A 15,196-nucleotide genomic window follows, 5' to 3' on the forward strand; every position below is an offset into this window, starting at 1 on the left:
CGCGATCACCGGGGCCCATGCGGGAACACGGCGGGCTGAGTGGGTGCTGTGCACAGTGGAGGTGGGCCCGTATGTCCGACGAGAAGTACCGCATCGAGCACGATTCCATGGGTGAGGTGCGGGTCCCGGCGCACGCCAAGTGGCGCGCCCAGACCCAGCGGGCGGTGGAGAACTTCCCCGTCAGCGGGCAGCGTCTGGAGCGTGCGCACATCGAGGCGCTGGCGCGGATCAAGGCCGCGGCCGCCCAGGTCAACGCGGCGCTCGGCGTGGTCGAGGACGAGGTCGCGGCGGCGATCGCGGACGCGGCGGCGCAGGTCGCCGAGGGCCGCTGGGACGACCACTTCCCCGTCGACGTCTTCCAGACCGGCTCGGGCACCTCCTCCAACATGAACATGAACGAGGTGCTGGCCACCCTCGCGAGCGAGCGCCTGGGCCGCGACGTCCACCCCAACGACCACGTCAACGCCAGCCAGTCGTCCAATGACGTCTTCCCCTCCTCCATCCACATCGCGGCCACCGCGGCCGTCACCGCCGACCTGATCCCGGCGCTGGACCACCTCGCGGCGGCGCTGGAGCGCAAGGCGGAGGAGTTCGCGGACGTCGTCAAGGCGGGCCGTACGCATCTGATGGACGCGACGCCGGTGACGCTGGGCCAGGAGTTCGGCGGATACGCCGCCCAGGTCCGCTACGGGGTCGAGCGGCTGCGCGCCGCGCTGCCCAGGCTGGCCGAACTGCCCCTGGGCGGCACCGCCGTGGGCACCGGCATCAACACCCCGCCCGGCTTCTCCGCCGCCGTCATCGCCGAGCTGGCCCGCGCCACCGGGCTGCCGCTCACCGAGGCCCGCAACCACTTCGAGGCGCAGGGCGCGCGCGACGGCCTGGTGGAGGCCTCCGGTCAGCTGCGCACCCTGGCGGTCTCCCTCACCAAGATCGCCAACGATCTGCGCTGGATGGCGTCCGGGCCGCGCACGGGGCTTGCCGAGATCGCCCTGCCCGATCTGCAGCCCGGTTCCTCGATCATGCCGGGGAAGGTCAACCCGGTGATCCCCGAGGCGGTGCTCATGGTCGCCGCCCAGGTCACGGGCAACGACGCGACCGTGGCCTGGGCCGGGGCGGCCGGGAACTTCGAGCTCAATGTGATGCTCCCGGTCATCGCCAAGAACCTGCTGGAGTCCGTCCGGCTGCTCGCGACCGCCTCCCGGCTGCTGGCGGACCGCACGGTCGACGGGATCACCGCCAACGTGGAGCGCGCCCGCGAGTACGCGGAGTCCTCCCCCTCCGTCGTCACCCCCCTCAACCGCTACCTGGGCTACGAGGAGGCGGCGAAGGTGGCCAAGAAGTCGCTGGCCGAGCGGAAGACCATCCGCGAGGTGGTCCTGGAGTCGGGGTACGTGGAGCGCGGGCTGCTGACTCTGGAGCAGTTGGACGAGGCGCTCGACGTGTTGCGGATGACCCACCCGTAACGCGGTGTTGCGGTACAGGTCACGGCGTGGTGCCGCCCGCCCGCCTAAGATCTGCTCATGACAGCGGACATCGTGGAGACGACGGGAACGGCGGACACCGCTCGATGGGCGCCGGGGGACCATATCCTCTGGCGCTACCGCGCCAACGCCGCCGAGCGCACCGAGCACATCCACATCTGTCGCCCCGTGACCGTCGTCCAGGACACCGCGGAGTTGCTCGCCGTCTGGCTCGCGCCCGGCACCGCCTGCGTCAAGCCGCAGCTCACCGACGGCACCTCGGTCCACCTCGAGCCGCTGTCCACCCGCTACACCAAGCCGCGCACCACCGCCCTGTCCTCGTGGCTGGGCACCGGGGTCCTCAAGCTCGCCCGGCCCGGTGAGCCGTGGTCGGTGTGGCTGTTCTGGGAGCGCGACTGGCGGTTCAAGAACTGGTACGTGAACCTGGAGGAGCCGCGGCTGCGCTGGAGCGGCGGCATCGACTCGGAGGACCACTTCCTGGACATCGCGGTCTACCCGGACCGCAGCTGGGAATGGAAGGACGAGGACGAGTTCGCGCAGGCCCAGCGTGCCGGCCTGATGACCCCTGAGCAGGCCGAGCGCGTACGGGCCGCGGGCCGGGCCGCCGTCGATCTCATCGAATCCTGGGGAGCGCCGTTCCGGGAGGGCTGGGAGGACTGGCGTCCGGACCCGGCGTGGACCGTCCCCGCGCTGCCGGCGGACTGGCAACGGCCGGCTGTCCGTACCGGCCGGTATCGCACGTCGGCGCACTCGAGGTCGTGAACCTCTTGCTGCGCCCCGGTGTTTCAAACGTAGGATCGTCGTCCGGAAGACTGCACTCGTGAAAACCAGACAGCGGCGCAACTCACGAATGTGGCGTGACATCTGACGCGGTCGCAGGAGGGGGCGGAGGCGTGAGCGGTGAGGGAGGCCGGCGCGTCCACGGTGCGGCGGGAGACGGGGGGCCGGTGACGGTGACGGAAGGCCCACAAGGCACGGACTGCACGAACGGCGACGGCTACGCCGACGACTACGAGGGGTTCGAGGACTTCGACCGCCTGGCGCTGGACCGCAGCGGGCAGGCGGAGGCATTCGACGCGATCGGCGACCGCTACGACGAGGCGTTCCCGCGCAAGGACGGCCAGCTCGCGGTCGGCCGATGGCTGGCCGACGCCCTCGCGCCCGGCTCCCGGGTGCTCGACGTCGGCTGCGGCACGGGCCTGCCCACGGCCCGTCAGCTCGTCGACGCCGGACACGACGTGGTGGGCATCGACATTTCCCCGGGCATGCTCAAGCTGGCCCGGAGCAACATCCCGACCGCCACCTTCCATCAGGTGGACATCGTCGACCTGCGCTCCGGCGGCCGTTACGGGCCGGGCGGGGCGCGGGATTTGGGCGAATTCGACGCGGTCGTCGCGTTCTTCTCGCTGCTGATGCTGCCGCGCCCGGAGATTCCGTACGCCCTGCGGGCGCTGCGCGGGCTGCTGAGACCCGGGGGCCTGCTGGCCCTGGCCATGGTCGAGGCGGACGTGGACGACTTCGCGATCCCGTTCCTGGGCAACTCGGTGCGGGTATCCGGTTACCTGCGGGAAGAACTGCGGCGGGTCGTGCAGGACGCGGGCTTCGAGATCACCGGGGAGGACTCGCACTCGTACGCCCCGGCCAGTACGGACGTACCACCCGAGATCCAGCTCTATCTGCACTGCCGACGACGTGTCTGACACTCGGTGCGCCCGGAGGAACAGGGCGCATGGCCCCGGACGGATGGAAACCCACGCGTGACGGAGCACCCCACCTCCCACAATGAGCGGCAGGCCACCAGCCCAGCCGCCGCCTCGGGCGCGCCCGAGGACGCGCACGGCGCGGTCCCGGACCCGCGGACCGCCGTGCGTGGGGCCGCCGCCCCCGGCCAGGAGCCGGACGGTGGACGGCCACGCCCGGCCTTCCCCGCGACCGGCCCGGCCTCCGGCCAGGGTCCGGCCGCGGACCCCGGCCCCGGGGCCGCCGAGCCGGGCGTGGCCCGCCCACGCGGCCGGGCCACGCCCGAGGAGCGGCCCGCCACGGGCCGGCGCCGCGGCCAGGGGGCCGCGCAGCGCGGGGGCGGTACGGCGGGGCGGCGGGCCGGGGCTGGTCCCGGCCGCCGGGACCCGGCGGCGGGCGATTCGGCCAGTGACGCGGTAAGTGAGCACCCGGCGCAGCCGGAGCACGGCACACCGGAGGGCGAGCCTGTGTGGGACGCGGACCACAATGCCGCCAGGGGCGCGGCACGCCGGCCCGGAGCGCGGGACGGCGATTCCGGCCTCGGCGACGAACCCCCGGCCGCGGGGAGCGACGGCACGGGCGGGCGGCGCGGCCGCGACGCCCGGGGAGCCGCCCGGCGCGGCGCGGCCGCGGGCGAGCACCCGCCGGCCGGGGCGGGCGACGCCCGGGCCGCGGCCGAGGTCGGCTACCGCCCGCCCGAGGGCGGAGCGCCTACGGCGCCACCCGTGCCGTCGGGGAGCGGGCCCGCCGCCGAGGCGGCCGCCGCACGGGACCGGAGCGGGGACCGGCTGCGGTTCGTCGGGGCGGCGACCCGGCGGATCGCGCGCGGCATCGACCTGGACGAGATCGTGCTGGGCCTGTGCCGGGCCACCGTGCCGACCTTCGCCGACGCGATCCTGGTCTATCTGCGCGACCCGCTGCCGGTCGGCGACGAGCGCCCGGTGGGCCCGGTCGTGCTGCGGCTGCGCCGTACCGACCGCATCCCGCTGGACCCGGACACCGAGAGCGGGCGGCTGCCGCTGCTGCCCTCGCAGCCGGACCTGTCACCCGCCGTGGGCGGCGGCCCGGCGGCCGAGCTGTGCGAGGTGGAGGCGGGCGGCCCGCTGAACGAGGTGCTGCGCGGAGTGCGGCCGGTCTTCGGCGACTCCTCGGCCGCCCGGGCCGCGCTGCCCGAACTGCTCGGCGGGAACACGTCGGTGGCCACGGGCCAGCGCACGGTCCTGGCGCCGCTGCGGGGGCGGCGCCGGGTGATCGGCGCCGCCGTGTTCGTACGCCGCCCGGACCGGCCGCCGTTCGAGCCGGACGACCTGCTGGTCGCCGCCCAGCTGGCCACCCACACCGCGCTCGGCGTCGACAAGGCGGTGCTGTACGGCCGCGAGGTGTACATCGCCGACGAGCTGCAGCGCACCATGCTGCCCGACTCGCTGCCGCAGCCCACGGGCGTGCGGCTGGCCAGCCGCTACCTCCCGGCCGCCGAGACGGCGAGGGTCGGCGGCGACTGGTACGACGCGATCCCGCTGCCGGGCAACCGCGTCGCGCTGGTGGTCGGCGATGTGATGGGCCACTCCATGACCTCGGCCGCGATCATGGGCCAGCTGCGCACCACCGCACAGACCCTGGCCGGGCTCGACCTGCCGCCGCAGGAGGTGCTGCACCACCTCGACGAGCAGGCGCAGCGGCTGGGTACGGACCGCATGGCGACCTGCCTGTACGCGGTCTACGACCCGGTCGCGCACCGCATCGTGGTCGCCAACGCCGGCCATCCGCCGCCCCTGCTGCTGCACCGCGGCGGCCGCGCGGAGGTGCTGCGGGTGCCGCCGGGCGCGCCGATCGGGGTCGGCGGCGTCGACTTCGAGGCGGTCGAGCTGGACGCCCCCGCGGGCGCCACCCTCATGCTCTACACCGACGGTCTCGTCGAATCGCGGATGCGGGATGTGTGGACCGGGATCGAGCAGCTGCGCGAGCGCCTGACGGCGACCGCCCAGCTCACCGGTCCCAATCCGCCGCCGCTGGAGCCGCTGTGCGACGAGGTGCTGGACATGCTCGGCCCGGGCGACCGGGACGACGACGTGGCGCTGCTGGCGGCCCGCTTCGAGGGGATCGCGCCGAGCGACGTCGCCTACTGGTTCCTGGATCCCAAGGCGCAGACGGCCGGGCAGGCCCGCCGGCTGGCGCGCCGGGCGCTGGCCCGGTGGGATCTGGACGAGCTGACCGACGCGGTGGAGCTGCTGGTCAGCGAGGTGATCACCAACGCCGTGCGGTACGCGGAGCGGCCGGTGACGCTGCGGCTGCTGCGCACGGACGTACTGCGCTGTGAGGTCGGGGACGATGTGCCGCAGCTGCCGCGGCTGCGCCAGGCCCGGCCGTCCGACGAGGGCGGGCGCGGGCTGTATCTGGTCAACCGGATGGCGCGGCGGTGGGGCGCGACGCGGCTGAGCACGGGCAAGGTCGTGTGGTTCGAGCTGGCGATGCCGCCGAGGTCCTGACCGACGCGGCCGTCAGGCACGTCACGCGGCAGCGGGCGGGGCCGCGAAGGCCCCGCCCGCTGCGGTGTGTCAGGCGTCCGAGGTCATCGGGCGTCTGGGGTCACCCGTTGCCCCCCAGCCGGGCGCGCCCGCCGCGCGTGTCCAGCGAGGGCGAGGTCGGCGGGGTCGTCGGCGGGGTGGTGTTGTCGGTCGGCGGCTCGCCGCTCGTGGTCGGGGGCGTCGTCGGCGGGGTGGTGGGCGGGCTCGATGAGGCCGTCGGGCTCTTGCTCGTCGGCGGGGCCGAGGTCGTCGGGTCCGTCGACGCGCTGGTGGGCGGAGCGCTGCTAGGGCTGGCGCTCGTGGGCGGCGGGACGGCCGCGCCCATGTCGGTGTCCAGGTCGAACTTGGACGTCCCCTTGCCGTCGAGCGCCGCTTCCATGTACGCGGCCCAGATCTCGGCCGGGTAGCCACCGCCGTTGACGCGTCCGCCGCCGCCGGTGCCGGTCAGCGTCACCTGCTTGCCGCCCTTGCCCTCGCCGAACATGCCGACCGAGGTGACCAGGTCGGGGGTGTAGCCGGTGAACCACGCGGACTTGTTCTCGTCGGAGGTGCCGGTCTTGCCCGCGACGGCCTGGCCCTTCCGCCGTACGGCCGAGCCGGTGCCCTCGTCGACCACGCCGGTCAGGACGGAGGTCACGGAGTCCGCCGCGGTGCGGCTGATCACCTCGTCCCCCGTGGTGTCGGGCAGTTCGGCGCTCTCGCCGCCCTTCTCCGCCGACTTCAGGATCGAGGGGGTGACCTTCCTGCCGTGGTTGTCGAGGGTGGCGTAGACACCGGCCATGTCCTTGGGGCTGGCGCCCATGACGCCCAGCGACATCGCGGGGGCCACGTCGAAGCCTCCCGCCTTGGGGTTCATGCCCAGCTCGGTGGCGGTCTTCTTGACCTTGTCCAGGCCGACGTCCACCGCCATCTGCGCGAACACCGAGTTGACGGAGTTGTTCATCGCGGTCTGGACGCTGATCGGACCGTAGTCCTTGTTGTCCTCGTTCGGCGGGGCGAAGCCGACCTCACCGCCGTCGTCCTTGACCGGATGCTTGCTGTCGCCGTCGTAGACGGTGTTGGCCCTGATCGGCTGGCCGTCCTGGGTGGTGGAGTCGTTCTCCAGCGCGGCGGCGAGGATGAGCGGCTTGAAGGTCGAGGCGGGCTGGAAGTCCTCTCGGGTGGCGTTGTTGGTCCAGTGCTGGGTGGCGCCCGCACCGCCGTACATCGCCACGATCGCGCCGTTCTCGGGGTTCACCGAGACCGCGCCGACCTGGGCGTGCTTGTCGACCGGGCGGGTCTTCGGCTTGAGCTGGTCGGTCAGCTGGGTGCGGACCGCCTTCTCCAGGTCCTTCTGCTTGTTCTTGTCGATGTTGAGCGTGATCGTCCAGCCGCCGGCCGCGAGCTCGTCCTCGCTCACCCCGGCCTTGAGCAGTTCCTGCTTGGCGGCCTCGACGAGGTAGCCCGTCTGGCCGTCGAGGCCGGTGGCGGGGCGGGGGGGCTTGGGCTTGGGGAACTTCAGGCCCGCGCGCTCGCCCGCGTCCAGCCAGTGCTTCTCGACCATGTTGTCCAGGACGTAGTTCCAGCGCCGCTCGACCAGCCGCTTGCCGTTGGGCCCGGCCACCGAATAGTCGTACTGGCTGGGGGCCTGCAGCACCGCGGCGAGGTAGGCGCCCTGCGCCACGGTGAGCTTCCCGACGTCCTTGTTGTAGTACGCGCGGGCGGCGGCCTGGATGCCGTACGCGTTGCGCCCGTAGTAGCTGGTGTTGATGTACCCCGCGAGGATGTCGTCCTTGGACTGCTGCTGGTCGACCTTGAGGGAGATCACCAGCTCCCTCAGCTTGCGGCTGACGGTCTGTTCCTGGCTGAGGTAGTAGTTCTTGACGTACTGCTGGGTGATGGTCGAGCCGCCCTGCTTGCCCCGGCCCAGGAGCGTGTTGATGATGCCGCGCGCGGTGCCGGTGAAGGAGACGCCGGGGTCGGTGTAGAAGTCCTTGTTCTCGGCGGCAACGAAGGTGTGCTGCACCTCTTTGGGGATCTTCGCCAGCGGTACGGACTCACGGTTGATCTTGCCCGTCTTCGCCATGATGGTGCCGTCGCTGTACTTGTAGACGTTGGCCTCCGCCTTGGCCAGGGCGTTGGCCTTGGGCACATCGACCATCATGTAGAGCACCAGGAAGCCGCCGATGAGCAGCAGCGCCAACGAGAAGAAGTAGCCCAGCACCATCTTCCAGGTGAAGAAGCGTCGTATGCCGGTCTTCTTAGCGCCCTTCTTGGCTCTGCGAGCGCTCTTCTGCCGCGCCCGCCGCTCTTCCGCTCTGCCCATTTCTCCCGCTGCTCCCGTACGTCAGCCCCCAACCCAGCTCATGAAGCTAACACCGCAACTGACGTCAAATACTCATCGACCAAGCTTTTTCCGAGGGTGACAAAGAGCACCCGCCCTGTAGGAACTGACGTCCGGCCGCCTCAAGGGGTTGCCTTCGGCCCAAAAAGTGTTATCACTTTGCTAGAGGCCGCAAGGCCACGCACCACCCACGCACCAGCGAAAACGGGGGACCCTTCATGTCCGATGCACCCAATACGCCCGACATCACGCCCACGGCCGACATACCCGCCCCACCCCGGCCCCAGGTGCGCGAGCGGCCCGCGCGCAGCATCGGCGGCGGCCTCGCGCTGCTGCTCAGCCTGGCCGGTCTGATCGCGGGCCCCATCCTCATCGCCGCCGGGTCCGACACCTCCGAGTACGACTACGAGGACAACGGCAACCCCGCACTGATCCTCCTCGGCGTCGCGGTGCTCATCGCCTCCTTGATCGCGATGCGCGGGTTGTGCACGATCGCGCCGGGCCAGGCCCGGGTCGTCCAGCTCTTCGGCCGCTACAAGGGCACCCTGCGCACCGAGGGGCTGCGCTGGGTCAACCCGTTCAGCAGCCGCAAGAAGATCTCCACCCGGGTGCGCAACCACGAGACCCCGGTACTGAAGGTCAATGACGCGTACGGCAACCCGATCGAGCTCGCCGCCGTCGTCGTCTGGCGGGTCGAGGACACCGCCCAGGCGGTGTTCGAGGTGGACGACTTCCTGGAGTTCGTCTCCACCCAGACCGAGGCCGCGGTACGCCACATCGCCATCGAGTACCCGTACGACGCGCACGACGAGGACGCGCTGTCACTGCGCGGCAACGCCGAGGAGATCACCGAGAAGCTCGCCACCGAACTGCACGCGCGGGTCGAGGCGGCCGGGGTGCGCATCGTCGAGTCGCGCTTCACCCACCTCGCGTACGCCCCCGAGATCGCCTCCGCGATGCTCCAGCGCCAGCAGGCCGGCGCGGTGGTCGCGGCCCGCCGCGAGATCGTGGACGGCGCGGTCGGCATGGTCGAGGCCGCGCTGGCCCGGATCGCCGAGGAGCAGATCGTCGAACTGGACGACGAGCGCAAGGCGGCGATGGTCAGCAACCTGATGGTCGTGCTGTGCGGCGACCGCTCCCCGCAGCCGGTCCTCAACACGGGCACGCTCTACCAGTGACGGATCCGAGCGAGCGGGACGGAGCCGCGGAGCCGGACGCGCGCGAGGGCGCGCGTCCGGCTCCGCGCCGGCGCAAGCAGGTGCTGCTGCGGCTCGACCCCGCGGTACATGACGCGCTCGCGCGCTGGGCCGCGGATGAGCTGCGCAGCGCCAACGCGCAGATCGAGTTCCTGCTGCGCAAGGCGCTCGCGGAGGCGGGGCGACTGCCCCGCGCCGCGGCCCCCATCCCCCGCCGCGGCCGCCCGCCCCGTACCCCCCAGCCCCCGGAGCCGGGCCCCCACGAGGGGTAGCGCCGGGGGCCCGGCGCTACCCCTCTCCCACCGCCTCCAACCGCCTCCCACCTGCGGAAACGCCCACCTCTTCGCAGCTATACACGCAATGTATACGCATGGTGTAGAGTGCTGCGCATGTCAATCGGCCACACCCTGCTCGGACTTCTGGAGTCCGGCCCCCGCCATGGCTACGACCTGAAGCGAGCCTTCGACGAGAGATTCGGGCACGACCGCCCGCTCCACTACGGACAGGTCTACTCGACCATGTCCCGCCTCCTGAAGAACGGCCTCGTCGAGGTCGACGGCATCGAGCACGGTGGCGGCCCCGAGCGCAAGCGCTACGCCATCACCGAGGCCGGCATCACCGACGTGGAGCAGTGGCTCAGGCAGCCGGAGAAGCCCGAGCCGTACCTCCAGTCCGTCCTCTACACCAAGGTCGTCCTCGCCCTGATGACCGGCCGGGACGCCGCGGACCTGCTCGATGTGCAGCGTTCCGAGCATCTGCGCCTGATGCGCGAGCTCACCCAGCGCAAGCGCGCCGGCGACCTCAGCGATCAGCTCATCTGCGACCACGCTCTCTTCCACCTCGAGGCCGACCTGCGCTGGCTGGAGCTCACCGCCGCGCGCCTCGGCCAACTCGCCAAGGCGGTAACCCCATGACCCCCGCGGGCTCGCTCCTCATAGCCGAAGGGCTGCACAAGTCCTACGGGCCCACCCCCGCCCTGGACGGCGCGGACTTCTCCATCCACCCGGGTGAGGTCGTCGCCGTCATGGGCCCCTCGGGCTCCGGCAAGTCGACCCTGCTCCACTGCCTCGCCGGGATCGTCACCCCGGACGCGGGCACCGTCCACTACAGCGGGCGCCCGCTGTCCTCCATGCCGGACTCCCAGCGCAGCGCGCTGCGCCGCGGCGAGTTCGGCTTCGTCTTCCAGTTCGGCCAGCTGGTCCCGGAGCTCAGTTGCGTGGAGAACGTCGCGCTGCCGCTGCGGCTGAACGGCGTGGGGCGCAAGGAGGCGGAGAGCCGCGCGCTGACCTGGCTGGAGCGGCTGGAGGTCGACGATGTGCGCGCCAAGCGGCCCGGCGAGGTCTCCGGCGGCCAGGGGCAGCGCGTCGCCGTGGCCCGCGCCCTGGTCAGCGGCCCGCGCGTGCTGTTCGCCGACGAGCCGACCGGCGCCCTGGACTCGCTCAACGGCGAGCGGGTGATGGAGCTGCTGACCGAGGCCGCCCGGGAGACCCGCGCCGCCGTCGTCCTGGTCACCCACGAGGCGCGCGTCGCCGCGTACTCCGACCGCGAGGTCGTCGTACGGGACGGCAAGGCGCGGGACATGGCGGGCGCCCGATGAGCGCCGGCCATGTGACCCCGCTGCGGAGTGAGAAGGAGCGGGAGCGGGAGCACCCCGGCGGGGCGCCCCAGGCGCCCCCCGACCGCCCGGAGCCCCGTCAGCGGGTCGGCCCGGCCCGCTGGGCCGCCGACCTGGCGACGGGGGCGCGCTTCGCGGTCTCCGGCGGGCGGGAGAGCTGGGCCAGGACGGTCCTGACGGCGGTCGGCGTCGGGCTCGGCGTGGCGCTGCTGCTGATCGCCGCCGCCGTCCCGCATATCGTCTCGGCGCGCGAGGACCGCTCCAACGCCCGCTCCTACTCGAGCGGCTACTCGATCGACGTCAAACCGGGCCCCGACACCCTGCGGCTCGGCTTCGGAAGCACCACCTTCCGCGGCTCCAACATCACGGGCCTCCTGCTGGCGCCCGACGGCGACCGGCCGCCCATGCCCCCGGGCGTCGACCGGATCCCCGCGCCCGGCGAGATGGTGGTCTCCCCCGCCCTGAAGAAGCTGCTCGCCGACGGTGACAGCAAGCTGCTCAGGGAACGCCTCGACGACAAGATCGTCGGCACCATCGGCGACGAGGGGCTGGCCGGCCCGGCCGAGCTCATCTACTACGCGGGCGCCAACCCCGACGCCCTCTGGGCCACCGACAACCGTCTCGACCACTGGGGTGACGACTCCCCGAAGCAGGAGGACCTGGACCCGACCCTGCTCCTGCTGATCGTCGTGGGCTGTGTGGTGCTGCTGCTGCCCGTGGCCATCTTCATCGCCACCGCCGTACGCTTCGGCGGCGAGCGCCGCGACCGCCGGCTCGCCGCGCTGCGCCTGGTGGGCGCCGACAGCCGGATGACGCGGCGGATCGCGGCCGGCGAGGCGCTGGTCGGCTCCCTCCTCGGACTCGCCGTCGGCACCGGGATCTTCCTGCTGGTCAGGCAGTTCATCGGCGGGGTCGCGGTGTTCGGCACCAGCGTCTTTCCCTCCGACGTCCAGCCCTCGGCCACGATCACCGCGCTGATCATGCTCGCGGTGCCCACCTGCGCCGTCGTGGTCACCCAGATCGCGCTGCGCGGTATCACCATCGAACCGCTCGGCGTCGTACGCAACGCCACGCCCAAACCGCGCCGCCTGTGGTGGCGGCTGCTGTTCCCCGTCCTCGGCCTCGCGCTGCTGCTACCGCGCCTCAGCTCGGGAGCGGGGAGCGACAACGCCTCCATGTACCAGGTCGCGGCCGGTGCGGTGCTGATGCTCGTCGGCATCACCGCGCTGCTGCCGTGGCTGGTCGAAGCCGTCGTCAAGCGCTTCGGCGGCGGCCCCGTCCCCTGGCAGCTCGCCACCCGGCGGCTCCAGCTCAGCAGCGGCGCCGCCTCGCGCGCGGTCAGCGGCATCACGGTCGCGGTGGCCGGCGCGATCGCGATCACCATGCTCTTCGCCGCCGCGGAGAGCGACAACACCACCTCCACCGGACAGGACCCGACCCGCGCCGATGTGATGGCGCACACCCCGGTGGACACCGGCGCGCAGGCGCGGGACGCCATCGCGCAGTACACCGGCACCAAGGGCGTACGCGACGCGCTCGGCTTCACCGACGGAATGGTCAGCGACCCGCGCAGCAAGGCCAAGGCCCTGGGCGACATCCCGGTCCAGAGCGTGATGGTCGGCGACTGCCCCACGCTGAAGGAGCTGGCGCGGGTCGGCGACTGCCGCGACGGCGACGTCTTCGTCACCAAGCCCGCCAAGTGGGACGACAAGGACACGTACTTCACCAAACCGGGCGCGACGGTCAACCTCAGCTTCGACGAGGACTACAACCCCTCCCGCAACAAGCCGCTGCTGTGGACGATCCCCAGGTCCGCGCCCGTCGTGGACCCCAAGGAGGACCCGCAGGGCACCGAGCACTCCGGCATCCTGGCCACCCCGGGCGCGCTGGACATCGCCGACCTGAACAACCCCTCGGTGCAGATGATGCTCCGGCTCGACTCGAAGGTCCCGGACGCCATCGAGTACGCCCGCAACACGGCCGCCCGGCTCTCCTCCCAGTCGGACATCTACGAGCTGCACGGCACCAGGCAGTCGGACGAGTTCCGGACCATCAAGCGAGGCCTGTTCATCGGCGCGTCGGCCACCCTGCTGCTGATCGGCGCGAGCATGATCGTCTCCATGCTGGAGCAGCTGCGCGAGCGCAAGAAGCTGCTGTCGGTCCTGGTCGCCTTCGGCACCCGTCGCACCACCCTCGGCTGGTCCGTGCTGTGGCAGACCGCGATCCCGGTGGTGCTGGGCCTGGCCCTGTCGGTCGCGGGCGGAATCGCCCTGGGGGCGATCCTGCTCAAGATGGTCGACATGCCGATCGCCGTGGACTGGGCGAGCGTCACCATGATGACCGGGATCGGCGCGGGCGTGATCCTGCTGGTGACCCTGGTCAGCATGGGGCCGCTGTGGCGCATGATGCGGCCGGACGGGCTCCGTACGGAGTAGCGCACGAGCGGTGCGCTTGTGGCCGCCGGGCCCTTCCCACCTGCGGAAAGGGTCCGGCGGTCGGGTGTTTCGGGGTTTATGCCACCCGTTGGAGTGAATCCCGTGGTACGGGACACATGACGGGGACGCGGCCTACGATGATTGCCTCGACACCAGCCACTGGGAGGCCCGCCATGTCTGCTGCCGCAGTCGAGCAGCCCGTTGATCCCGAGCCGCGCGAGCCGCTGACTCTGCTCGACGAAGCCAACAAGCTCATGGAGCAGCTCCCAGGCTATCGAGTCGAGATCATCGGAGGCGTGCTCACCGTGACCCCCCCGCCTGACGGGCCCCATGCGGACGTGCTGACCGACCTCATGATCCCTTTCATCACAGCGGGCCTCCACGGGCAGGAAACAAGGGTGATCCAGGGGATTGGCCTGTGGCTGCCGAACGGGCCGGACGACTATGCGATTCCGGACCTCTCGATCGTGGACGCCGACTTCAAGGAGCACCACCGCGGGAACAACTGCTATGACCCGGAAGTGTTCCGCCTGGTCGTCGAAGTCACCTCGTCCAACCACAACAACGACCTGCGGAACAAGGTCGTCGCATACGCACAGGCCATGATCCCGGTCTATGTGATCGTCAACCGGAAGCACGGCCGCGTACATCTGCTGACGGACCTCGCGGACAGCGGATACGACACGCACCGCATCTACGCGCCAGGGGAGAAAATCACCCTCCCCGACTCGATCGGCGCCGAGGTCACCCTGGACGTGGCAGCGATCCTGGCCACCGGCCGCCACTGACACACCCGGCTCGCCCTACTCACCCCTTGACGATCCGCACCGGCAACGCCCCCAACGCCTCCCGCAGTGCCCCCGCGAACGCCTCGAACTCCTCCTGCCGCACCGCCCCCGCCCGCATCGCGAGCGCGATCCGGCGCGCGGGCGCCGGGTCCGCGAAGTATCCGGTGGCCAGTTGGTCGCTGCGCCCCGTCTCCAGGCGCAGCGCCGTGCGCGGCAGCAGCGTCACCCCGAGCCCGCCCGCCACCAGCTGCACCAGCGTGGAGAGCCCGGCGGCGCTCGTGGTCACCGGCGCACCCTCCGTACGGCCCGCCTCGCGGCAGATGTCCAGGGCCTGGTCGCGCAGGCAGTGGCCCTCGTCGAGCAGCAGTAGATCCAGCTCCTTCAGCGCCGCGCGAGGGATGTCGCTGCGCCCGCCGAGCCAGTGGTCCCGGGGCGTGACCAGGACGAAGTCCTCGTCGAACAGCGGCAGTTCGACCACGCCGGGGGCGGCCAGCGGGATCGCGAGCAGCAGCAGGTCGAGCCGCCCGTGGGCGAGGCCGTCCAGCAGCGAGGCGGTCTGCTCCTCGTGCACCTGCAGATCGAGCAGCGGATAGCGGTCGTGCACCAGCCGCAGCACGATCGGCAGCAGATACGGCGCCACGGTCGGGATCACCCCGAGCCGCAACACCCCGGTGAACGGCGCCCGCGCCGCCTCCGCCTCCTCCATCAGCGCGCCCACCGCCTCCAGCACCGTGCGCGCCCGCGCCGCGAGCCGCTCCCCCGCCGGGCTGAGCAGCACCTTGCGCGTCGTACGCTCCAGGAGCTGCACCCCGAGCGCCTCCTCCAGCGCGGCGACGGCCCCCGACAGCGCGGGCTGGCTCATGCCGATGGCGGCCGCGGCATCGCGGAAGTGCAGATGCTCTGCGACCGCGGCGAACGCCCTGAGCTGGGAGAGGCTGGGCTGACGGGGCTTGCCCCCGGGTGCGGGCGACTTACCCCCGGGCGTGGGTGAAGCGACCAACTGATAACCACCTCCGATCAACATCACCTAGTCTAGCTATTTCACTGATCAATGCCTCTTGTGCCAGGGTGGTTCAGTCCAACCCAGAGGAAA

General features: G+C 71.8%; 12 protein-coding genes. 10 read left to right on the forward strand and 2 right to left on the reverse strand.

Annotated features, from left to right (window positions below; genetic code table 11):
• Positions 1–71 precede the first annotated feature (71 nt).
• The 4 genes from PV419_RS09150 (at position 72) to PV419_RS09165 (ending at position 5,707) form a co-directional block, all read left to right on the forward strand.
• Positions 72–1,463: a class II fumarate hydratase gene (locus tag PV419_RS09150; RefSeq protein ID WP_319687327.1), complete on the forward strand. Its 1,392-nt coding sequence runs from the start codon at positions 72–74 to the stop codon at positions 1,461–1,463.
• A gap of 57 nt (positions 1,464–1,520) precedes the next feature.
• Positions 1,521–2,243: a DUF402 domain-containing protein gene (locus tag PV419_RS09155; protein WP_319687329.1), complete on the forward strand. Its 723-nt coding sequence runs from the start codon at positions 1,521–1,523 to the stop codon at positions 2,241–2,243.
• A 191-nt stretch (positions 2,244–2,434) separates the two neighbouring features.
• The gene (locus PV419_RS09160; RefSeq protein ID WP_415925275.1) at positions 2,435–3,181 is read left to right on the forward strand and encodes a class I SAM-dependent DNA methyltransferase; all 747 of its coding nucleotides are present in this window, start codon (positions 2,435–2,437) and stop codon (positions 3,179–3,181) included.
• A 57-nt stretch (positions 3,182–3,238) separates the two neighbouring features.
• Entirely contained in the window at positions 3,239–5,707 is a 2,469-nt protein-coding gene (locus tag PV419_RS09165) for a SpoIIE family protein phosphatase (protein WP_319687331.1), read from the forward strand.
• 100 nt (positions 5,708–5,807) lie between these two features.
• Here the strand turns inward: PV419_RS09165 and PV419_RS09170 are convergent, their stop codons facing one another.
• Positions 5,808–8,051 (reverse strand): transglycosylase domain-containing protein, encoded by a 2,244-nt coding sequence (locus PV419_RS09170; RefSeq protein WP_319687332.1) that lies wholly within the window; start codon positions 8,049–8,051, stop codon positions 5,808–5,810.
• A 236-nt stretch (positions 8,052–8,287) separates the two neighbouring features.
• Here PV419_RS09170 and PV419_RS09175 point away from each other — a divergent pair, with 236 nt between their 5' ends.
• The 6 genes from PV419_RS09175 to PV419_RS09200 all read left to right on the forward strand — a co-directional run bounded on the left by PV419_RS09175 (position 8,288) and on the right by PV419_RS09200 (position 14,103).
• Entirely contained in the window at positions 8,288–9,247 is a 960-nt protein-coding gene (locus PV419_RS09175; RefSeq protein ID WP_319687333.1) for an SPFH domain-containing protein, read from the forward strand.
• Positions 9,244–9,537, forward strand: a complete 294-nt coding sequence (locus PV419_RS09180; RefSeq protein WP_319687334.1) for a hypothetical protein — start codon at positions 9,244–9,246, stop codon at positions 9,535–9,537. The genes PV419_RS09175 and PV419_RS09180 overlap by 4 nt, the downstream gene beginning before the upstream one ends.
• A gap of 117 nt (positions 9,538–9,654) precedes the next feature.
• Positions 9,655–10,179 carry a PadR family transcriptional regulator gene (locus tag PV419_RS09185; RefSeq protein WP_319687335.1) on the forward strand — a complete coding sequence of 175 codons (525 nt, stop codon included), beginning with the start codon at positions 9,655–9,657 and terminating at the stop codon, positions 10,177–10,179.
• The gene (locus PV419_RS09190) at positions 10,176–10,862 is read left to right on the forward strand and encodes an ABC transporter ATP-binding protein (protein WP_319687336.1); all 687 of its coding nucleotides are present in this window, start codon (positions 10,176–10,178) and stop codon (positions 10,860–10,862) included. Before PV419_RS09185 ends, PV419_RS09190 begins: the two co-directional genes overlap by 4 nt.
• On the forward strand, positions 10,859–13,315 hold the full coding sequence (locus PV419_RS09195) for an ABC transporter permease (RefSeq protein WP_319687337.1): 2,457 nt from the start codon (positions 10,859–10,861) through the stop codon (positions 13,313–13,315). The genes PV419_RS09190 and PV419_RS09195 overlap by 4 nt, the downstream gene beginning before the upstream one ends.
• 173 nt (positions 13,316–13,488) lie before the next feature.
• Positions 13,489–14,103 (forward strand): Uma2 family endonuclease, encoded by a 615-nt coding sequence (locus PV419_RS09200; protein ID WP_319687338.1) that lies wholly within the window; start codon positions 13,489–13,491, stop codon positions 14,101–14,103.
• Positions 14,104–14,122: 19 nt separating this feature from the next.
• Here PV419_RS09200 and PV419_RS09205 read toward each other — a convergent pair whose 3' ends face one another.
• The gene (locus PV419_RS09205) at positions 14,123–15,103 is read right to left on the reverse strand and encodes a LysR substrate-binding domain-containing protein (RefSeq protein WP_319687340.1); all 981 of its coding nucleotides are present in this window, start codon (positions 15,101–15,103) and stop codon (positions 14,123–14,125) included.
• Between the last annotated feature and the right edge of the window lie 93 nt (positions 15,104–15,196).

Source organism: Streptomyces sp. ME19-01-6 (assembly GCF_033793745.1).
Classification (GTDB): Bacteria; Actinomycetota; Actinomycetes; order Streptomycetales; family Streptomycetaceae; genus Streptomyces.